We start from the raw sequence: 19,736 nt of genomic DNA on the forward strand, positions 1-19,736 counted from the left end.
AAAAAGTGGTGTTCCATGCAAGTCATGTCTGAAAGCGAAGCCAAAGCCACCCTCGCCGAGCTGGGCGCCCGGGTTCGCGCCTGGCGCGCACGCCGCGGCATGACACGCAAGGCGCTGGCCACCGATTCCGGGCTGAGCGAGCGCTTTCTGGCCGACGTTGAAAGCGGCAAGGGCAATGTCTCGATCAACTCGCTGGAAGCCGCTGCCCGCGCGCTGAACATTTCTATTCTTGACCTGATGCAGGACGCACCGCGCCCGGCGCTGGCCCGTGTACAGGGCCTGCTGGGCCGACTCGACGACACGCAACTGGATCAGGCCTACGCGCTGCTCGGTGGCACCTTCGGCCTCAGTGAATCCTCCGGACGCGAGGCGCGCATCGCCCTGATCGGCCTGCGCGGCGCCGGAAAATCCACCCTGGGCCTGCAACTGGCCACCGCGCGCGGCGTGCCCTTTGTCGAGCTGGACCGCGAAATTGAGTGCGAGGCCGGCACCAGCATGAATGAAATTTTGCTGCTGCATGGGCAGGCCGGTTACCGCCGCTACGAACGCCGCGCGCTGTTCCGTATTGTCGAAGACCACGCCGACGGCGTCGTCATGACCACTGGCGGCAGCATCGTCAGCGAGCGCGAGACTTTTGACCTGCTGCAAAGCCGCTTCTATTGCGTCTGGCTCAAGGCCAGCCCGGAAGAGCACATGGCCCGCGTGGTGGCCCAAGGCGACATGCGGCCCTTCGACAGCACGCGCGGCGCGACCAGCGAAGCGATGGAAGATTTGCGCCGCATCCTGGCCAGCCGCGAGAGCCTGTATGCACGCGCCGACGCGGTGGTGGACACCTCTGCCCGCACGCTTAAACAAAGCCTCAAAGACATGGAGCGTGCTGTTCCTGCATCTACCGTTTGGGCTGAGCCCTTCGACAAGCTCAGGACAGGCCCGGCTCAGGGCGAACGGAATTAAATGAACTTAACGGAGACCTCCCCATGAACGCCATGACAGAACCCTTGCTGTTCAAAAAAACGATCAACGGCCAGGAACGCGAGCTGGTGAGCTTTGCCACCCATCCCAGCAAGTACCAGCACTGGACCTTGAGCGTCGAGGGCGCTGAACCGGATGTGGCGCGCCTGAAGCTCGACATCAACGAGGACGGCGGTATCAAGCCCGGCTACAAACTCAAGCTCAACAGCTACGACCTCGGCGTGGACATCGAGCTGCATGACGCCATCAACCGCATCCGTTTCGAGCATCCGTCCGTCAAGGTGGTGGTGTTCGAGTCCGGCAAGGAAAAGATCTGGTGCTCGGGCGCCAACATCTACATGTTGGGCCTGTCCACCCACGGCTGGAAGGTCAACTTCTGCAAGTTCACCAACGAAACCCGCAACGGCCTGGAAGACTCCTCGCGCCACGATGGCCTCAAAGCCATTGCCGCTGTGACCGGTGCCTGCGCCGGCGGCGGCTACGAGCTGGCGCTGGCCTGCGACCGCATCGTGATGGTCGACGACCGCTCCAGCACCGTGAGCCTGCCCGAGGTGCCGTTGCTCGGCGTCTTGCCCGGCACCGGCGGCCTGACCCGCGTGACCGACAAGCGCAAGGTGCGCCGCGACCTGGCCGACATCTTCTGCACCACCAGCGAAGGCGTGCGCGCCGACCGCGCGAAGGACTGGAAACTGATCGATACACATGCCAAGCCGCAGCAGTTCGGCGCTTTGCTTGCTACTGAAATAGAAGCGCTCCGCGCCCAGTCCACAAGGGCTGCGGGCTCAAAAGGCATTGAACTGACGCCGCTGAAGGTGCTCATCGACGATGCTGGCTACCACTACAGCGTGGTCGATGCGCTGGTGGACCGCGCCACCCGTATTGCCACCATCACCGTCAAGGCACCGGTGGCAGCGATCGAGTCCACCGCTGCATCGATTGAAGCTGCCGGTGCCGACTGGTACCCGCTCAAGCTGCAGCGTGAACTCGACGATGCCATCCTGAACCTGCGCACCAACGAACTCGAGGTCGGCACCTGGGTCATCAAGACGACGGGCGACGCCGGCCAGGTGATCCGCATGGACGAAGTGCTGGCCAGACTCAAGGACCACTGGCTGGTGAAGGAAACCACCGGCGCGCTGCGCCGCACGCTGGCCCGCATCGACGTGACCAGCCGTTCGCTGATCGCCCTTAGCGATGCTGGCTCGTGTTTTGCGGGGACCTTTTACGAACTGGCGCTGGCCTGCGACCGCATCTACATGCTGGACCTGCCGGACTCTCCCGATGTCGCGCCTGCGCTGCAATTGAGCCCGGCCAACTTTGGCTGGTTCCCGGCAGTCAACGGCTTGACGCGGCTACAGACGCGTTTTTACGAAGACGCAGACACCATTGACCAGCTTCAGAAGTTGGGCGACAGCAAGCTGCGCGCCGACCAGGCGCTGGAGCTTGGCCTGGTGACTCTCACACCGGACGACATCGACTGGGACGACGAAATCCGCATCATGCTGGAAGAGCGTGCCTCGATGTCGCCCGACGCCATGACCGGCATGGAAGCCTCGCTGCGTTTTCCCGGCAAGGAGACCATGGAAACACGCGTGTTCGGTCGCCTCTCGGCCTGGCAGAACTGGATTTTCATTCGCCCGAATGCAGTGGGTGAAGAGGGTGCATTGAAGCTCTTCGGCACTGGCAAGAAGGCCAAATTTGACTGGAAGAGGGTCTAATTTTCTTTCTCCCTCTCCCGCTGGGAGAGGGCAGGGGTGAGGGCTCCCCGACTCGGCGTTAAAAGCCGCAGGCACCCTCACCCTAACCCTCTCCCAGGGGGAGAGGGAACAGATACCGAGTGACTGAATTTTTTAGGAAACACCATGAGCACCATTGACCTGCAAGCCCTGATCCCCAACAACGTCAACCTCGGCGAAAACCGCCAGCTACAACGCGCGCTTGAGCACTGGCAACCGGCCTTCATGAGCTGGTGGGACGAGATGGGCCCGAGCGACTTCAATGCCAAAGAGGTGTACCTGCGCACGGCTGTCGGTGTGGATGCATCGGGCTGGGCCAGCTACGGCTACACCCCCATGCCCGACTACCGCTGGGGCATTTTTCTGGCTGACCAGGAAGAAAACCGCAAGATCGGTTTTGGCGACCACATGGGCCAGGACGTCTGGCAGGAAGTGCCGGGCGAGTACCGCAGTGCCTTCCGCCGTTTGATCGTGACCCAGGGCGATACCGAGCCGGCATCCGTCGAGCAACAGCGCTTGCTGGGCCACACCGCGCCTTCTTTATACGACCTGCGCAACCTGTTCCAGGTCAATGTCGAGGAAGGCCGGCACCTGTGGGCCATGGTTTACCTGCTGCATGCGCACTTCGGCCGCGACGGTCGCGAAGAAGCCGAAGAGCTGCTGACGCGGCACAGCGGCGACGCCGACAAGCCGCGCATCCTGGGCACCTTCAACGAGCCCATGGACAACTGGCTGAGCTTCTTCATGTTCACTTACTTCACCGACCGCGACGGCAAGTTCCAGCTCAAGAGCTTTGCCGAAAGCGCGTTTGACCCGCTGGCGCGCACCACGCGTTTCATGCTGACCGAAGAAGCGCATCACATGTTTGTCGGCGAGACCGGCATTGGCCGCGTGATCAAACGCACGCTGGAAGTGATGAAAGAACTGGACACCGACAACGTCGACACCCTGCGCAAGGCCGGCGTGATCGATTTACCGACGGTCCAGAAGTTCATGAACTTCTGGTTCACCTCTTCGCTGGACCTGTTCGGCTCGGAAGCGTCATCGAACGCCGCCAACTATTTCAGCAACGGCATCAAGGGCCGCCCCGACGAAGCCAAGTTCGCCGACCACGTCGAACTCGAAAGCGAGATGACCATCCAGGTGCCGGACGGCAAGGGCGGCCTGAAGAGCGAAACGATTTCCACGCGCAACGGCATGAACGAGATCACGCGCCTCGAATACGTGAAAGACTGCAATGTCGGCGTGACGCGCTGGAACATGGCGATCAAACGCGCCGGGGTGGACTTCGAACTGAGCCTGCCAAACACGCGTTTTCGCCGCAGCGTCGGCGCCTGGGCCAGCGTGCAGACTGACCCGCAGGGCCAGCCGATCAGCGAAGCCGAATTTCAGGCCAAAAAAGACCTGTGGTTGCCCACCGACGAAGACAAAACCTTCATCCACAGCCTGATGCAGCGCGTGACAGAGCCCGGCAAGATGGCCGGCTGGATCGCGCCGCCGGACCGCGGTATCAATGCCAATGCGATTGAGTACGAATACGTGAAGCTGTAAGCCCCCACGGTGACTCACTGCGCCCGCGGTTCGGCAATGCCGGTTCCCAGACCCCGGCTCGTGCCTGCATTCCAGTCAGTTACCGTCCGCTAGTTGCGAAGCAATCGGCGCAATAGCAAAGCCTGCATGTCGCGCCTGCCATCGACGATCAGGTACACATAGACCTGCTGGTTGACGACCCGGTAAACCACGCGGTACGGCTTGAAGTAAGTCTCGCGGTAGTCCCGAATACCGATGGCCAGCAGTTCCTTGGTCACAGCGCTGCGTTCGGGAAATATCGCCAGCGTTGCGAGGAGTTTCTCTATGGCTGCCAGCACATGGGCTGCCTTCGCAGGGGCATCGTGCTCGGCAATGTAGTCGCAGATTTCTTCCAGGTCGCGCAGCGCGTCTTCGGTCAGTACGACTTCATACCGCACCGGCTTGTCCGTCATGCTGGCTCAGGCTTTGGCGGCGCGTGCGCGAATGCGGGCAATGGCTTGTGCCGCCGGTACAACCCGGCCTTGCTCAATTTGCTGATTACCCAAGGCCAGGATTTTCAGCAAGGCCAGCGTTTCCTGGCTATTTTCGTAAGAAGCAATGTCCTGAATGACCGCTGTAGCCTCACCGTTTTGCGTGATCACCATGGGCTCGCGCTGCTCGGCAATATCGCGCAAAACTTGAGCCGCATTGGCTTTGAGGTAGCTGATAGGTTTGATCTGGGTGGAGTAACGCATGGACTGAATATAGTCTTTATTCAGTCTTCCAGCAAGCAGCGGAGCGGGCGCGTCAGGCGTTACTGCGCTCGAAGTGGTCGTTGACGACGAGGCTTGGCGCGCGCGGTGCGGTACTTTTGGTCTGCCCGGAGGGGATCGAACCCCCGACCCTCAGCTTAGAAGGCTGATGCTCTATCCAACTGAGCTACGGGCAGAAAAGCGGCTAAAGGCGAATGTAAACGCAGATGCGCAAAAAGCCCACAGAGTGAGCTTTTTGCGATGGATTTTTTTGGTCGGAGTACAAGGATTCGAACCTTGGACCCCCTGGTCCCAAACCAGGTGCGCTACCAGACTGCGCCACACTCCGACAAGTCCAAGATTATAGCCCGAAGCGCGGACCGGCTGGCGAACGGGTGCGGATTTATTTGCCTTAGGGGCAGGGCGAGTTGTCCCGGCTAGCGCCTGGGAAGGTCGATGGAAAACACGCAGCCTGAACCCGGCAGATCGCGAACCGTCAGAACACCCTTGTTGGCCTCAACGCTGCGCCGGCAAATAGACAAGCCGAGTCCGACACCGGATTTGTCGGCACCGTTTTGTTTGAACGGCAAAAACAGGTCTTCCGGATTGCCTGGCGGCAGACCGCCGCAATGATCCTGCACATCCAGGCGGATGCGGTCACCCACGATGTGTACGCTTAGTGACACGCGTGTGCCATGTCCGGTGAACTTGAAGGCGTTTTGCAGCAGGTTGCCGAGGGCCGAGGACAGCAATCCCTCGTCCACTTCGACAAACAGTTGGGGGTCTATCTCTGCCACGGACAGTTCGCAACCGCGGGATTGGGCTTCCAGCGCTGCGGTCGATTGAATGCCGGCAATGAAGTCGGCCAGATTGATGCGCCGGGAACGAGACGGCAGCCCTGCAGCCATTCGCACGTCAGCCAGTGAGTGATCAACAATGCTTTTCAGACTCTGCAGGCTGCGATCCAGCACACCGCCGGTTGCCCCGTTGAAGCCCACTGCACCCAATTTGATATAGCTGACGGCGAGCATCGCGGTATTGATGTGGTTGCGCAGTTCATGGGCGACAAAGCCCAGGCGCTGGTTCAGTGCCTGGCTCTCCCTGTCGTCGCTGATCATTTTTCGCTGGTGCGAGAACTCAGTCACGGCATCGGCAATGCCGTTGTCCAGGCAGCGGTTGAGCGTGCGGAATTCTTCGGTCTCAATCGTGGCATCGAGTTCAGAGGCCAGGTCGGTGATGGCCTGGCACAAATCGCCATAGTCATGAACCACCTGCTCAACCGTGAAGCCGTGCAGGGACAATTCCCGCCCGTGCTGTGTTGCCGCTTCGCCCAACTCGGAAAACTGTGAGGGACCGCCCGCAGCGCCTGACACAGCCATGCCTTGTTGCGAAGAGGCCGTTTGTTCAATCTTCAGGGTCTTGATCAACTGGTCCAGAAAGAGTGGTATTCCGAACTCGAGTTCTTTGTGATCGGGTTGTGGGACAAACCTTCTGGCGCTCTTTGATTTGCAGCGATCAATCAGCGATGTGCGGTGAAGGGAAAGAAATTCGTGGAGCATCCTTCAGCCTATCCCCATTTCGCCGGCCCGACTGTGCGGCAGCGCACAATCGGGATGACGGCCCTGAAAAGAGGCGGAAAATACCGGGGGTTGCCGGAAAATCAGTGCTTCTCGTATTGCGTCTTGCCAAACAGCACCTCACGTGCCTTGTCATCGGTAATGGGACGCCTTAAATCCGCCAACACCTGGACGCCACGCTGCACCGCTGGCCGCGCGGCGATCCCGTTCGGCGTGGGCCATGAATAAACTGTAAGCATGAATACGACCTTTGGATTTATGATGACTGCAGGACTGTAAAAGAAATGCCCGAATCATGTTTGAGCGCCTGAAGAGAGTCTTTGCACCGAGCGCTGCGCCCCCTGAGATGGTGCGCGCCGACGCGGTGTCAGAGTGGGCTGGCACGCATGGATTCAGCTACTCTAGTCAGGGAAAAGACCAGGGCTGGGTGCTCAGCGGGAAAATCCGGGGCAAACCCTGGAAGCTCGAAAGCGGCGCTTCCGCGCGCGACTACATCCGCGGTGAAGAGTTGCGTGCCCGGGCTGAGCTTGGCGTCGATGGCGACATGTCGGTGCTGATCATGAGCCGCCCGCTCAAGGAGACGCTGGAAAAGCGGGCCTACGCGATTTACACCGACACACTGCAAACCACCGCCGACCCCAGCCTGCCGGAAGAAATGCGCTGGCTGGCCATGTATGAAGAGTTTGGCTGGAGCAGTCTGGTACCGGATTTCTGGGAGCGCTACACGGTGTTGGCTGATCAGCGCGACCACGCGCTGGCCTGGATAGACAGCAACCTGGCAGAGTTGCTGCTGCACTGGCCGCAACCGGGGGTTAGTGCACAAACGCCGTTCATCCTCATGTTGCTGCGCGGAAAGGCTTACCTGCGCATGCAGTACAGCCCAGGCGATATTGCCACCCTGCAGCATGCTGCGGTGATTTTCACCAGTGCCTGCGAAGCTGCGCTGGTTGGCGCCAAGCCTGATATTTCACTTTGATCCGGGTCGGTCTACCCTGTGTCAGGAAACCACGGGTAATTTCTAATAAAAAATGGCGCCAGCCCTTCAGGGACGGGCGCCAACAGCTATAAAAGTTATAGCGAATTGAGGTTTAGCTGCCGCGCGTGATCGGCATCTCGACCTCGCCCGGCAGGCTCAGATGTTTCGCCAGCTCCAGCTTGGCCAGTGAGGCGCGGTGCACTTCGTCCGGGCCATCGGCCAGGCGCAGGGTGCGTTGGTGCGCATAGGCATAAGCCAACGGGAAGTCGTCCGATACACCACCGCCGCCATGCGCCTGGATCGCCCAGTCGATGATCTGGCAGGCCATGTTGGGCGCCACCACCTTGATCATCGCGATCTCTGCCTTGGCGACCTTGTTGCCCACGGTGTCCATCATGTAGGCGGCTTTCAGCGTCAGCAAGCGGGCCTGGTCGATCATGCAGCGGGCGTCGGCAATGCGTTCGTGCCAGACCGACTGGCGCGCCACCGGCTTGCCGAAAGCCACGCGGCTGTTCAGGCGTTTGCACATCAGCTCGAGCGCGCGCTCGGCAATGCCGATGCTGCGCATGCAGTGGTGGATGCGTCCGGGGCCAAGGCGGCCTTGCGCGATTTCAAAACCACGGCCTTCGCCAAGCAGCAGGTTTCCCACCGGCACCCGCACATTGGCCAGCCGCACTTCCATGTGGCCGTGCGGCGCGTCGTCGTAGCCGAACACACTCAGAGGGCGGATCACGGTGATGCCAGGCGCATTGGCCGGCACCAGAATCATGGACTGCTGCTCATGGCGACCGGCGTCGGGGTTGGTCTTGCCCATCACGATGTAGATCGCACAGCGTGGATCGCCCGCGCCGGACGACCACCATTTCAGGCCGTTGATCACGTAGTCGTCGCCGTCACGCTCGATGCGGCATTGGATGTTGGTCGCGTCCGAGGAGGCCACTTCGGGCTCGGTCATCAGAAAGGCCGAGCGGATCTCGCCCTTGAGCAGGGGTTCGAGCCAGCGGTCCTTGTTGGCTTCAGAACCGTAACGCGCAATGGTTTCCATGTTGCCGGTGTCGGGCGCCGAGCAGTTGAAAATCTCGGGTGCAAAAGGCACACGCCCCATGATCTCGCAGAGCGGCGCGTATTCCAGGTTGGACAGGCCCTCCGGTGCACGCGGGGAGTGCGGCAAAAACAGGTTCCACAGCTCGGCGGCTCTGGCCTTGGGCTTGAGCTCTTCAATGAGGGTGGTCGGAATCCAGGCATTGCCCTTGGCGCGGTTCTCGGCGATTTCGCGGAAGAAACGCGCCTCGTTCGGGTAAACATGCTGGTCCATGAAGGCCAGCAGGCGGGCCTGCATGTCCTGGACCTTGGGGGTGTAGTTGAAATCCATGGTTATCTCCTGAAGTGGCGTCGTCGTGATAGGGAAGAGCTTCAAGTGCTCTGTGATTGGCTCTTCTGTGCAAAGTCCCAGGCCATGCGCGCCAGTGCCGGTGCGCCTTTGGCCGAAGCAACGGCCTGGGCACTGGCGGCGGTGCCGGCCTCGACGCGTTTGGCGATGCCCTGCAAAATCGCGGCGAGGCGGAACAGGTTGTAGGCGAGGTAAAAATTCCAATCGGCCTTGACCAGCGCGGGGCTGGCAAAACCGGTGCGTTCGCAGTACAGACGGATGTACTCGGCTTCCGTCGGAATGCCCAGGCTGACGACGTCCAGGCCGCCGATGCCGCGGAAAGCGCCCGGCGGAATGTGCCAGGCCATGCAGTGGTAGCTGAAGTCGGCCAGCGGGTGGCCGAGGGTGGACAGTTCCCAGTCGAGCACCGCCAGCACGCGTGGTTCGGTCGGGTGGAACATCAGGTTATCGAGCCGGAAGTCGCCATGCACGATGGAGACCATGGCCCCATCCCGCGCGCTGGCCGGAATGTTGGCTGGCAACCAGGCCATCAGCTGGTCCATCTCGGGGATGGGTTCGGTGATGGAGGCGGTGTACTGCTTGCTCCAGCGGCCGATCTGGCGCTCAAAGTAATTGCCGGGCTTGCCGTAGTCGGCCAGCCCGCGTTCGGCAAACTTCACCTTGTGCAGAGCGGCGATCACGCGGTTCATCTCGGTGTAGATCTCGGCGCGCTCAGTATTTGTCATACCGGGCAGCGACTGGTCCCACAAAACGCGGCCCTCGACAAATTCCATCACGTAAAAGGCGCGGCCGATCACGGCCTCGTCCTCGCACAGGCAGTACATTTTTGCCACCGGCACGTCGGTGTCCTGCAGGCCGCTCATGACCTTGAATTCGCGCTCGACCGCATGTGCCGAGGGCAGCAGTTTGGCCACCGGGCCGGGTTTGGCGCGCATCACGTAGGCGCGTGCCGGGGTGATCAGCTTGTAGGTCGGGTTCGACTGGCCACCCTTGAAGATTTCGGCGCTCAGCGGACCTTCAAAGCCGTCGAGGTTTTTATCGAGGTAAGCGCTGAGCGCGGCGATATCAAAGGCATGTTGGCCCGAGACCTCGCGCGTGCCCAGGAAATGGTCGAAGTTGCCCATGCTTTATCTTTCCAGATCGGCTTCAGAAATACGCAGCAAGGCTTCGCGGTTGCGCACCACCAAACCGCCGGGCTCGATGCGGATCGCATCCTCGCGCTCCATGGCCTTGAGCTCCTGGTTCACGCGCTGGCGCGAGGCACCCAGCAGTTGTGCCAGCTCTTCCTGCGCCAGTTGCAGGCCAATGCGCACCTCGCGTCCGTCGCTGAGGCTGCTGACGCCGTAACTGCGCACCAGGTGCAGCAGCTGTTTGGCCAGCCGCGCGCGCAGGGGCAGGGTGTTCAGGTCTTCCACCAAGCCGTAAAGCTGGCGGATGCGGCGCGCATGCAGGCGCAGCATCGCTTCGTACAGCTCCACATGCGTCGCCAGGATTTTTTTGAAATCGGCTTTGGCCACGCACAGGATGGTGGTTTCGCCATGCGCATAGGCGTCGTGGGTGCGCCGGTCGCCGTCGAAGATCGCCACATCGCCGAACCAGATACCCGGCTCCACATAGGTCAGGGTGATCTGCTTGCCCGAGATCGAGGTCGAACTCACGCGCACCGCACCTTTGGCGCAGGCAATCCATTGTTCCGGCGGGTCGCCGCGGGCGGCGATCAGTTCGGCATCCTTGAATCGTTGGACGTAAGCGCATCGAAGTATGTCGTGCCTGAGTGAGGGGGAGAGAGATGAAAACCAACGGCCACCGTTGATGGCTTCTCGTTCGTCTATCGTAAGAATGGGATCGTCCATGGCCTGTCTTTTGGGTGACTCACAAGGCTTCTATTGTCGCGCCAGCGACGACGTTGGTGACGCCCACCTGTCGCCTCGGTGTCCGTGCAGCCACGTGCTGCCGGCTGCTCAGTCGTAACGGGGCGTGCGTTTTTCAAGGAAGGCCGAGATGCCTTCGCCGCCGTTGGGCTGGTGCAGATTGCGCACGAAGTGCGCACGCTCGGCGTCCATCTGCTGGCCCAGGGTGCTGCCTGAGGCGTCGTTGATCAGTTCCTTGATGCTCGCCAGTGCATTGGGCGCACGGGTGTTGAGTGTGTCCGCCAGCTTAAGGGCTTCGCTCAGTGCATCGCCGGGGGTCACACAACGGTTGACCAGCCCGAGCGCCTGTAGCCGCTGCGCACTGATACGCTCCCCACACATCAGCAATTCGGTCACCGCCTGGCGCGGCAGGGCGCGGCTCAATGCCCAACTGCCGCCACCATCTGGCGACAGCGCGACGCTGCTGTAAGCCATGACAAACACGGCGTTGTCGGCAGCAACCACGAAGTCGCAGGCCAGTGCCAGTGAAAACCCGGCACCCGCCGCCGCGCCCTCAACAGCCGCGATGACCGGCTTGGGAAAGGTGCGTATCGAATCGATCCAGCTATGCAGGCCGTTAATGCTTTGCGCCTGCACCTCCTGCGGCTGCTCACGGTTGGCCAGCAGGCGCTGCAGGTTACCGCCCGCGCAGAAGGTGCTGCCTTCGCCGGTGATCACCACGCTGCGGATCTCCGGGTTGTTTTCGGCAGCGTTGAGCGCCTCGACACCGGCGGCGTAAATCTCCGGGCTCAAGGCATTGCGGACGTCCGGGTTGCTCAGGGTCAGCACCAGCGTGGCGCCGTCGCTGGTGCTTTTGAGTGCGCCTGCCATGTTAGTTGTTCCAATCCAGCGAAATGGGGAGGGCGTGCGGAACTCGGCCCTTTGCACAGTGCCTTGCAAGCAGGGGCCGTGGATCCAGCTTCGCCGGTCCACAGGCGCCGCCCCCTTGAGGGGGGAAGGTGCTACACGCAGTGAGCATCCGACGGGGGGGAGTCATGGTTCTTGGTGCATCAGGCTCAGGCCGATGGCGCCGCGCCGGCGCAGCCACGGGGAAGGGCGGTAACGCGGGTCGCCGTAGACCGTTTGCATGTTGAACAGCACTTCCAGGATGTTGGTCGGACCGTAGCGGTCGCCCATGGCCAGCGGCCCCAGTGGATAACCGAGGCCGAGCGTGACTGCGGTTTCCAGGTCTTTGGGGGTGCAGATGCCCTGTTGGCAGATGTCACTGGCGATGTTGACGATGGTGGCCACCACACGCTGTGTCACGAAGCCGCCGCTGTCGCGGATCACGCTGACGGCCTTGCCATCAAGCGCAAACAGGGCGTGCGCGGCATCGCGCATGTCGCTGCGGGTGGCAGGGTTGGTGGCCAGCACGCGGCGCTTGGTAGCCGCATCGTCGATCAGCATGTCGATGCCTATGGTTCTGGCGGGGTCCAGCCGCTCGACCACCGCCACCGTGGTGATGTCAAAGCCCAGTGGCGCCACCAGCACCAGCGCGTTCATTGAGGGCGAGGCACCGGTTTCGATGTTCGCGCCCAGGTTCTTCAGCAACTGCAGCAACTCCGAACGGCGTGCGGCGCGCGGCGAGACCCAGGCCGGTGGCATCTCGGCGACGGTCGGGGCCGGTGGTTCAGGCGCGAGCTGGGCGGCGCCGTCCTGGTAGCGGTAAAAACCTTCACCGGTTTTGCGGCCCAGCATGCCGCCGGCCAGGCGCTGCGCGGTGATCACACTGGGGCGGTAACGCGGCTCGTCGTAATACTGCTGGTAGACCGACTCCATGACCGGGTGTGACACATCCAGCGCGGTCAGATCCATCAGCTCGAACGGGCCGAGCTTGAAGCCGGCCTGGTCCTTGAGGATGCGGTCTATGGTGGCGAAATCGGCAATGCCTTCGCTGACCACGCGCAAGGCCTCTGTGCCATAGCCGCGCCCGGCGTGGTTGACGATGAAGCCGGGCGTGTCCTGGGCCTGCACCGGCGTGTGCCCCATTTGGCGCGCGTACGCGGCAAGGCCCTCACAGGTGGCTGCGCTCGTCTTCAGCCCGGCAATCACCTCTACCACCTTCATGAGCGGCACGGGGTTGAAAAAATGATAGCCGGCAAAGCGGTCAGGGTGCTTCAATCCGGCGGCAATAGCCGTGACGGACAGCGAAGATGTGTTGGTGGCCAAAACGGCTTGCGGAGAAATAACATTTTCCAACGATAAAAACAGTGATTTTTTTACATCCAAATGTTCTACAACGGCCTCGACCACCAGATCGCAATCGGACAGGGCCTCCAGTCCGGCGGCCGGCAGCAGACGGGCCTTGTAGGTGGTCGCCAATGCGGGGTCCAGACGGCCTTTGTCAACCAGCTTGTCCCACTGGATGAGCAGCGCGTCGCGCGCCTGGCCGGCGGCCTCGGTTTGTGCATCAAACAACCTGACCAGGCTGCCTGCTTGCGCTGCCAGTTGGGCGATGCCTCGGCCCATGGCGCCAGTGCCAACAATGCCTACAGTTTTATAGAGTGGGTTCATGGAAAAGTATTATCACGCAGCACTAGAGGGGGCTTGCGGGCGAAATCTCAGTGCATTTTTACCCTGAGATATAGTTTTGCCGCATCCCTGCAAGGGGTAAACTTGTTCGACAGGCGTTACGGCTCCTTACAGTTGGCGGTGGTCCCTGGTATTTTCATGAAACGCTCGGTCCATTATTTCAGGCCTGTCTGGTTTGAAGTCCGTGCACCCTGTCTGCGCGTTCTTTTATGAAGTTGGGCTATGCCAGAATCAGCCAAGTGATTATCTTTTTACATTTGTTCAAAAAGCGCTGTCTTCTTGCTGTCGGCCTGGGCATGTGTGCGGCGGCGGGAGCCTTGGCCATCACGCTGGGGCCCAATACCCGCTCGGCTGTGCTGGGTCAGCCGCTGGACATCTCCGTGCAGATGATGCTCGAATCAGGCGATGATCAACAGGCCTTGTGTCTGGAGGCGAGTGTTTTTTATGTGGACAAGCAACTGGACAAATCACAGGTTCAGGTGTCGCTGGAAAAATCCTCCAATGCACAGCAGTCGCTGATACGTATTCGTTCCACCTCGCTTGTTGAAGGGCCGGTGGTCACGGTTCATCTGCGCGCCGGTTGCGTGCAAAAAACCGTGCGTCGCTATGTGGTGCTTGCAGCCGCCAAGCCGCGTTCAATTGCTCCGGGCGCTGATGCCTCGTCGCAGGTGGGTGGCACCCCCCTGTCGGGAGCAACTCAAGATAACCCGCAGGGCATTGAAAAGATCCAAGCCCTGGAGGGCGAATTGCGCCAGTTGCGTGACGAGCTGCAGAACACCCAGTCGGCGTTGGATGCAAGCAAGGAACAGCTTCAACTGGCCCAGAGCGGGCGTTACGGTAAGCAATGGGTGTATGGCTTGGGTGGCCTGCTGTTTCTGACACTGGGCGGCTTGTTTTTTCTCCTTTTGCGCCGGCGCACCCCTGTTCAGCCGCTGCAAGGCTCGCTGCCGGGCATGTTGCCTGACACGCCCGCGACCAGCAGTGTGGACCTGGACATTGACGAATCATTGTTTGACGATCTGAAGCGTCGCCCGCCGCCTTCCATCCGTCCCCCGCAAGACTCGGTACCGCCTTTGGCACGGCGAGACCGCGCCAAATTTTCGGTCAGCGTGCCTTTTGTTCCCCGCACCGTCAAGGTGCCGGAAATCTTTGACTTGCAGCAACAGGTGGAATTTTTCAGCTCGCTGGGGCAGCAGGACAAAGCCATTGCCCTGCTTCGCAAGCACCTTGTCAACAACGTCAAGACCAGCGCCCTTGTTTATCTGGATCTGCTGGACTTGTACCATCAGACCGGCAACCGGGAGGATTACGAAGTCCTTCGCACCGACTTCAACCAGGTGTTCAATACGCAGATAGCGCCTTTTGACAGCTACACCGCCATCGGCCCCAATGCGGCGGCTTACACAGCGGTTATGGACCGGATTGAAGCGGCTTGGCCGAAGCGCCACGTGTTTGACATCATCGACAACACGCTTTTCCGCGAGCCAGGCAACCCCGCCGAAGTGTTGGACCTGGAGGCCTACCGTGAGCTGCTGCTGCTGCATGCGGTGGCCCGCGAAATTATCGACCTGCAGGCTGAACCCACCGATAGCACGATGGACACGCACTGGCCCGATCTCGCCATGCAGCCGAGGTCTTCGCCGCGCTTGGGTCTGGACATTGATTTAAACCAGTTGTCAGGTGGTGCCAATCCCGACAAAATGCCGGGTAGCCATGTCCGCGCGGCGGCGAGGTCGACCTCAGCGCGTGCGCCCAAAGAGCCCACGGCGTTCGATTCTCTGGTTGACTTTGATGACTACGACACCGGTTTCAGGCCGGATGATCTAAGCAGGGCCTGACAGGCCGATGGCCGGCATGGCTTATCTTGAACGGCTGGACACTTGGCGCCTTTGGGCCAGATGCCAGATGCCAGATGGCTTTTACCTGCGAACCTGCAGGGCGCCGGGATTGACGATGTTGGTGGGTGTGCCTTTGATGAAGTTCACCACGTTGTCAAAGGCTGCGCCGAAATACATCTCATAACTTTCCTGCTCCACGTAGCCGATGTGCGGGGTGCAGATGCAGTTTTCCAGGCGCAGCAGCGCATGCCCCTGCAGGATAGGCTCAGATTCGAACACGTCCACGGCCGCCAGCCCGGGGCGACCGCGATTCAGTCCGGCGATCAGCGCTTCCGGTTCGATCAACTCGGCGCGAGAGGTGTTGACCAGCACCGATGAAGGCTTCATGCGCGCCAGGTCTTCAAGCGTGATCACTCCGCGCGTGTCGTCCGTCAGACGCAGGTGCAGGGTCAGGACGTCACTGTCCTGAAAAAACTCGGCTTTGGACGATGCCACTTCAAAGCCGTCCGCCTGGGCGCGTGCGCGCGAGGCCTGGCTGCCCCAGACCAGCACCCGCATGCCGAAGGCGCGGCCGTAACCGGCAACGATCTGGCCGATCTTGCCGTAACTCCAGATGCCGAGCACCTTGCCCTTGAGCACCGAGCCGACGCCGAAATTGGCTGGCATGGAGGCGTTTTTCAAGCCGGCCTGCTGCCAGGCGCCGTGTTTGAGGTGGGACACGTAGTGGGGAATGCGACGCATCGCGGCCATGATCAAGGCCCAGGTCAGTTCGGCTGGCGCCGTCGGTGAACCCACGCCTTCGGCGACCACAATGCCGCGCTCGGTGCAGGCACCGACGTCGACGTGGCTACCCACGCGGCCGGTCTGCGCAATCATCTTGAGTTTAGGGAGTTTTTCGATCAACTGGCGCTGCAGATGGGTGCGTTCCCGGATCAACACGACCACATCGGCGTCCTTGAGACGCACGGAAAGCTGGCCGATGCCTTTGACAGTGTTGGTGTAGACCTTGGCCTGGTAGGCATCGAGTTTGGCTGCGCAGGCGAGTTTGCGGACCGCATCCTGATAGTCGTCAAGGATCACAATATTCATGCCGATATTGTGCCTGCAAGTTCTGCCACCACGAGGAGGCAGCGCCGCAAGATGTAGCAGAACGCAATCGTTTTATGAGGCGCGGTAGCGCAAAGGCATGAGCCGGCTTCACGCGCCTGTCCGTTTGCTCTTCGCCGTGGTCCCGCGCAAAGCATCGCCAGCGCCAGGCTCGGCGGCAACGACCCGGCACCTGGCCTCAGGCGGCCTGAGCTTGCGCGGTTTCCCGCTGGGCCATGCGGTCCAGCTCGGCGCAGACATCGGCCATGCGGCCTGAAATCACCATGCGGCCCGCGCAGGACGGGCTGATGCCGGCTTCAAACTCGCGAACAACTTTAAGGCGTCGCGGGGTGGTGGCTTTTACCATCGTTTGGCAAGGTTTCGAACCTGTAGCCCTTGTGTTTCGGGTGCTGCCAGCTATGATTTTTGTAGCAGATGAGTCATTGGCGGCAAAGCGTTTGAAGGCCGGGACCGGGCTGCAGGACGGTGCGGCAGCCGACGGCTGAGCCGGCATCCACAAGGTGGCCAGCGCCTGCAACGGCGCGAGCAGCACAGACAGCAGTGGTGAACGTGAAAAACTGGCGATTCCCATGAAAACTCCTGAGAGAGGTAAACACAGGCAGGATTGCAAGAACAGAACATCCGCTGCAGCAGGGTGTTGGCCAACTTAGACCAAACGCCCGCCACCTGCTGCGCGGAAAGAAATTGCGGAGGGCCATGAAGCCGGGCCGTCCGCCACATCCGCTGGCTACATCAGCATGGTGTTGCGGATCAGGCCGACCGCCAGGCCCTCCAGCTCGAAAGGCTCACCGGGCTCGACCACAATGGTTTTGAAGTCGGGGTTTTCGGGCAGCAGCTCGATCAGGTGCTTGTTGCGGCGAAAGCGTTTGACCGTGACTTCGTCGCCCAGGCGGGCAACCACGATCTGACCATTCTTGGCCTCTTTGGTCTGCTGCACGGCCAGCAGGTCGCCGTCCATGATGCCGGCATCACGCATGCTCATGCCGCGCACCTTGAGCAGGTAGTCGGGCTTGCGCTGGAACAGGCTGCTTTCGAAATAGTAGGTGTGGTCCACATGCTCCTGCGCGAGAATGGGGCTGCCAGCCGCAACCCGCCCCACCAGAGGCAGGGCGAGTTGGGCCAGGCTTTGCAAGGGCAGGGAGAACTGTTTGATGCGGGATTCGTTGATGGAGCGTAAAGCGTCGCTGCGCAGGCGGATGCCGCGCGAGGTGCCGCTGACCAGCTCGATCACGCCCTTGCGGGCCAGCGCCTGCAAGTGCTCCTCAGCGGCGTTGGCGGACTTGAAGCCGAGTTCATTGGCGATCTCGGCGCGAGTCGGCGGTGCGCCGGTGCGCGCAATGGCGCTCTGGATCAGTTCCAGGATTTGTTGCTGGCGAGCAGTGAGTTTGGGCATTTCCGAAAAATCAATGAGGCTCATGGCGTAGGCTCCTTGGGGAACAGTGACCGGCGGGGGAATCGGTCAAGGCTGTTTTAATAACCAGTAGCTGTATTTTCATCCAGTTTTTTAAGGAATGCAAGTGTCCGGCAAGATCAAAAGCAAAAAGATCGTGATTTTGGGCACTGGCGGCACGATTGCCGGCACCGCAGCCCAGGCTGGCGACAACCTCGGCTACACCGCCGCTCAAGTCGGTATCGGCCAGCTTGTTGCCGCGCTGCCTGCGCTGGCGAGCAGCCGCTTTGAACTGCTCAGCGAGCAGGTGGCCCAGGTCGACAGCAAAGACATGGACTTCGGCGTCTGGCGCGCGCTGGCGCAGCGGGTGGCGCACTGGCTGGCACAGGACCAGGTTCAGGGCATCGTCATCACGCACGGCACCGACACGCTGGAAGAAACCGCGTTTTTCCTGCAGGCGGTGCTGGACCCTGCCAAACCGGTGGTGCTGACCTGCGCGATGCGGCCGGCGACGGCGCTGGCGCCCGACGGGCCGCAAAACATGCTGGACGCCGTGGCTGTCGCGTCGCACGCTGGGGCGCGCGGCGTGGTGGCGGTCTGCGCCGGCGTTATCCACGGCGCTTTCGATGTGCAGAAAGTCCATACCTATCGTCTCGATGCCTTCAGCTCCCGCGACGCCGGCCCGCTCGGCTACGTTGAGGAAGACCGCCTGTGTTTATTACGAAATTGGCCTTCAGCCCATGCTGGATATGGGCCATTAGCTATAAAAAACATAGCAATCGAAGCGCAGGACCAGTCCTGGCCGCGCGTTGAAATTGTCATGAATTACGCCGGCGCCGATGGCCGCGCCGTGCGCGCGCTGGCGGCCGACGGGGTGCAAGGTCTGGTGGTGGCAGGCACTGGCAACGGCACCTTGCACCACGCGCTGGAAGTGGCCTTGCTGGAGGCGCAGGCCGGCGGTGTGCGGGTGGTCCGGGCCACGCGCTGTCTCGAAGGCCGGGTGCTGCCCAAGGCCGGCGATGCACTGGCCGATTCGCAGGGCCTGAGCCCGGTCAAGGCGCGTGTGGCGCTGATGCTGGAGCTGCTGTCTAAGGTGGCTAAAGCCTGAGATGTTCGAGTCGCTGCGATCACATGTCTGGGCCTACCCGGCGCTAGAGGTGGTGCACATCATTGGCATTGCGCTGCTGCTGGGCAACCTGGTGCTGCTGGAGCTGCGCGTGTTCGGTCTGGGCGCCGCGCTACCGGTGAAGGACTTGTCGCGGCTGAGCCTGGGCATCGCGTTCACTGGTTTTTCGGTAGTGGCGGCCTCGGGCCTGCTGATGTTTGCATCCCAGCCGGCCGAACTGCTGGCCAACCGGGCTTTTACCCTGAAGATGCTGTTGTTATTGGCGGCGGGTTGTAATGCGGCCTGGTTTCACGGGCGAGCGTCGCTGGAGAAACTTGACGCGCTGGCGCGGGTGCAGATGGCGGTGTCCACGCTGATCTGGCTGGCCGTGGTGGCCTGTGGCCGATGGATTGCGTATGTGTAAAACGAGCCAACAAGGAGTTGACCATGAAGCGACGTGATGTACTGAAAGTGTCCCTGGCTTTGCCCGTGGCAGGCGCTGCCCCCTGGGCCCAGGCCCACCACGGCTGGAGCAGTTTTGACCAGGACCGGCCGATTTACCTGGAGGGCAGGGTGGTCAAGTCGATGTGGCGCAACCCGCATGCCGAGCTTGAACTCGAAGTTTCTCCCAACCTGAAGTTGCCGGCCGATCTGGCGCAGCGCGCCTTGCCTGCGCAGAGCGCGCCGGTGGACGGCAAAGCGCTGCTGGCCAAGGCTGTGGTGCCCACACGCAAGGACAAACGCTGGGAAATTGAACTGGCCCCCCTGACACGCATGCAGGCCTGGAACGTGGCCGAGATCAAGGCCGGCGCGCAGATCGCGCTGCTGGGTTTTACCTTTACCGGCGAGAAAGGTGAGGCGATTCTGCGCGTTGAGTACCTGTTTGCCGACGGCAAGGTCTACGGGCTGCGCTCCAGCCCGGCATGAAGGCGCAGCAGCCAC

At 61.4% G+C, this 19,736-nt stretch carries 19 protein-coding genes, 2 tRNA genes and 1 pseudogene; 8 read left to right on the forward strand and 14 right to left on the reverse strand.

Annotated elements, in window-relative coordinates:
* Positions 1-15 precede the first annotated feature (15 nt).
* The 3 genes from Q8O29_RS01885 to boxB all read left to right on the forward strand — a co-directional run bounded on the left by Q8O29_RS01885 (position 16) and on the right by boxB (position 4,259).
* On the forward strand, positions 16-954 hold the full coding sequence (locus Q8O29_RS01885) for a helix-turn-helix transcriptional regulator (RefSeq protein ID WP_305560363.1): 939 nt from the start codon (positions 16-18) through the stop codon (positions 952-954).
* 32 nt (positions 955-986) lie between these two features.
* Positions 987-2,690: a 2,3-epoxybenzoyl-CoA dihydrolase gene (gene boxC, locus Q8O29_RS01890; RefSeq protein ID WP_371134131.1), complete on the forward strand. Its 1,704-nt coding sequence runs from the start codon at positions 987-989 to the stop codon at positions 2,688-2,690.
* Between the two features lie 144 nt (positions 2,691-2,834).
* Positions 2,835-4,259: a benzoyl-CoA 2,3-epoxidase subunit BoxB gene (gene boxB, locus Q8O29_RS01895; protein ID WP_305560365.1), complete on the forward strand. Its 1,425-nt coding sequence runs from the start codon at positions 2,835-2,837 to the stop codon at positions 4,257-4,259.
* 89 nt (positions 4,260-4,348) lie between these two features.
* On the opposite strand, the gene Q8O29_RS01900 is transcribed toward boxB, so the two are convergent.
* From Q8O29_RS01900 to Q8O29_RS01925, 6 genes and pseudogenes are all read right to left on the reverse strand, one after another.
* The gene (locus Q8O29_RS01900; RefSeq protein WP_305560366.1) at positions 4,349-4,690 is read right to left on the reverse strand and encodes a type II toxin-antitoxin system RelE/ParE family toxin; all 342 of its coding nucleotides are present in this window, start codon (positions 4,688-4,690) and stop codon (positions 4,349-4,351) included.
* 6 nt (positions 4,691-4,696) lie between these two features.
* A complete protein-coding gene (locus tag Q8O29_RS01905; protein WP_305560367.1) occupies positions 4,697-4,972 on the reverse strand; it encodes a type II toxin-antitoxin system Phd/YefM family antitoxin in 276 nt (91 codons plus the stop codon).
* A gap of 117 nt (positions 4,973-5,089) precedes the next feature.
* Positions 5,090-5,166 (reverse strand) — tRNA-Arg (locus Q8O29_RS01910).
* Positions 5,167-5,241: 75 nt separating this feature from the next.
* Positions 5,242-5,318: transfer RNA gene (locus Q8O29_RS01915), tRNA-Pro, on the reverse strand.
* A gap of 88 nt (positions 5,319-5,406) precedes the next feature.
* The gene (locus tag Q8O29_RS01920) at positions 5,407-6,348 is read right to left on the reverse strand and encodes a sensor histidine kinase (RefSeq protein ID WP_371134125.1); all 942 of its coding nucleotides are present in this window, start codon (positions 6,346-6,348) and stop codon (positions 5,407-5,409) included.
* 281 nt (positions 6,349-6,629) lie between these two features.
* A pseudogene (locus Q8O29_RS01925) lies at positions 6,630-6,749 on the reverse strand (glutathione S-transferase family protein); the annotation flags it as partial.
* A 92-nt stretch (positions 6,750-6,841) separates the two neighbouring features.
* Here Q8O29_RS01925 and Q8O29_RS01930 point away from each other — a divergent pair.
* A complete protein-coding gene (locus Q8O29_RS01930) occupies positions 6,842-7,522 on the forward strand; it encodes a hypothetical protein (RefSeq protein ID WP_305560369.1) in 681 nt (226 codons plus the stop codon).
* Positions 7,523-7,634: 112 nt separating this feature from the next.
* Here the strand turns inward: Q8O29_RS01930 and Q8O29_RS01935 are convergent, their stop codons facing one another.
* The 5 genes from Q8O29_RS01935 to Q8O29_RS01955 all read right to left on the reverse strand — a co-directional run bounded on the left by Q8O29_RS01935 (position 7,635) and on the right by Q8O29_RS01955 (position 13,336).
* The gene (locus tag Q8O29_RS01935) at positions 7,635-8,894 is read right to left on the reverse strand and encodes an acyl-CoA dehydrogenase family protein (protein WP_305560370.1); all 1,260 of its coding nucleotides are present in this window, start codon (positions 8,892-8,894) and stop codon (positions 7,635-7,637) included.
* Positions 8,895-8,935: 41 nt separating this feature from the next.
* Positions 8,936-10,036 carry a phosphotransferase gene (locus Q8O29_RS01940; protein ID WP_305560371.1) on the reverse strand — a complete coding sequence of 367 codons (1,101 nt, stop codon included), beginning with the start codon at positions 10,034-10,036 and terminating at the stop codon, positions 8,936-8,938.
* Positions 10,037-10,039: 3 nt separating this feature from the next.
* Positions 10,040-10,765: a Crp/Fnr family transcriptional regulator gene (locus Q8O29_RS01945; protein ID WP_305560372.1), complete on the reverse strand. Its 726-nt coding sequence runs from the start codon at positions 10,763-10,765 to the stop codon at positions 10,040-10,042.
* Positions 10,766-10,873: 108 nt separating this feature from the next.
* Positions 10,874-11,653, reverse strand: coding sequence for an oxepin-CoA hydrolase, alternative type (locus Q8O29_RS01950; RefSeq protein WP_305560373.1), 780 nt, complete (start codon positions 11,651-11,653; stop codon positions 10,874-10,876).
* Positions 11,654-11,815: 162 nt separating this feature from the next.
* Positions 11,816-13,336: a 3-hydroxyacyl-CoA dehydrogenase gene (locus tag Q8O29_RS01955; RefSeq protein ID WP_305560374.1), complete on the reverse strand. Its 1,521-nt coding sequence runs from the start codon at positions 13,334-13,336 to the stop codon at positions 11,816-11,818.
* 257 nt (positions 13,337-13,593) lie between these two features.
* Here Q8O29_RS01955 and Q8O29_RS01960 point away from each other — a divergent pair, with 257 nt between their 5' ends.
* Positions 13,594-15,192: a hypothetical protein gene (locus tag Q8O29_RS01960; protein ID WP_305560375.1), complete on the forward strand. Its 1,599-nt coding sequence runs from the start codon at positions 13,594-13,596 to the stop codon at positions 15,190-15,192.
* Between the two features lie 81 nt (positions 15,193-15,273).
* Here Q8O29_RS01960 and Q8O29_RS01965 read toward each other — a convergent pair whose 3' ends face one another.
* From Q8O29_RS01965 to lexA, 3 genes are all read right to left on the reverse strand, one after another.
* The gene (locus tag Q8O29_RS01965) at positions 15,274-16,281 is read right to left on the reverse strand and encodes a D-2-hydroxyacid dehydrogenase family protein (protein ID WP_305560376.1); all 1,008 of its coding nucleotides are present in this window, start codon (positions 16,279-16,281) and stop codon (positions 15,274-15,276) included.
* 196 nt (positions 16,282-16,477) lie between these two features.
* Positions 16,478-16,870 (reverse strand): hypothetical protein, encoded by a 393-nt coding sequence (locus tag Q8O29_RS01970; protein WP_305560377.1) that lies wholly within the window; start codon positions 16,868-16,870, stop codon positions 16,478-16,480.
* Between the two features lie 156 nt (positions 16,871-17,026).
* Positions 17,027-17,716 (reverse strand): transcriptional repressor LexA, encoded by a 690-nt coding sequence (lexA, locus tag Q8O29_RS01975; protein ID WP_305560378.1) that lies wholly within the window; start codon positions 17,714-17,716, stop codon positions 17,027-17,029.
* A gap of 100 nt (positions 17,717-17,816) precedes the next feature.
* On the opposite strand from lexA, the gene Q8O29_RS01980 reads away from it, so the two are divergent.
* From Q8O29_RS01980 to Q8O29_RS01990, 3 genes are read left to right on the forward strand one after another with little or no spacing between them, the layout of a single operon-like run.
* Positions 17,817-18,797, forward strand: coding sequence for an asparaginase (locus Q8O29_RS01980; RefSeq protein WP_371134126.1), 981 nt, complete (start codon positions 17,817-17,819; stop codon positions 18,795-18,797).
* Position 18,798: 1 nt separating this feature from the next.
* A complete protein-coding gene (locus Q8O29_RS01985) occupies positions 18,799-19,218 on the forward strand; it encodes a hypothetical protein (RefSeq protein ID WP_305560380.1) in 420 nt (139 codons plus the stop codon).
* Between the two features lie 23 nt (positions 19,219-19,241).
* On the forward strand, positions 19,242-19,721 hold the full coding sequence (locus tag Q8O29_RS01990) for a DUF6152 family protein (RefSeq protein WP_305560381.1): 480 nt from the start codon (positions 19,242-19,244) through the stop codon (positions 19,719-19,721).
* Positions 19,722-19,736 lie beyond the last annotated feature (15 nt).

Source organism: Polaromonas sp. (assembly GCF_030689685.1).
Classification (GTDB): Bacteria; Pseudomonadota; Gammaproteobacteria; order Burkholderiales; family Burkholderiaceae_C; genus Polaromonas.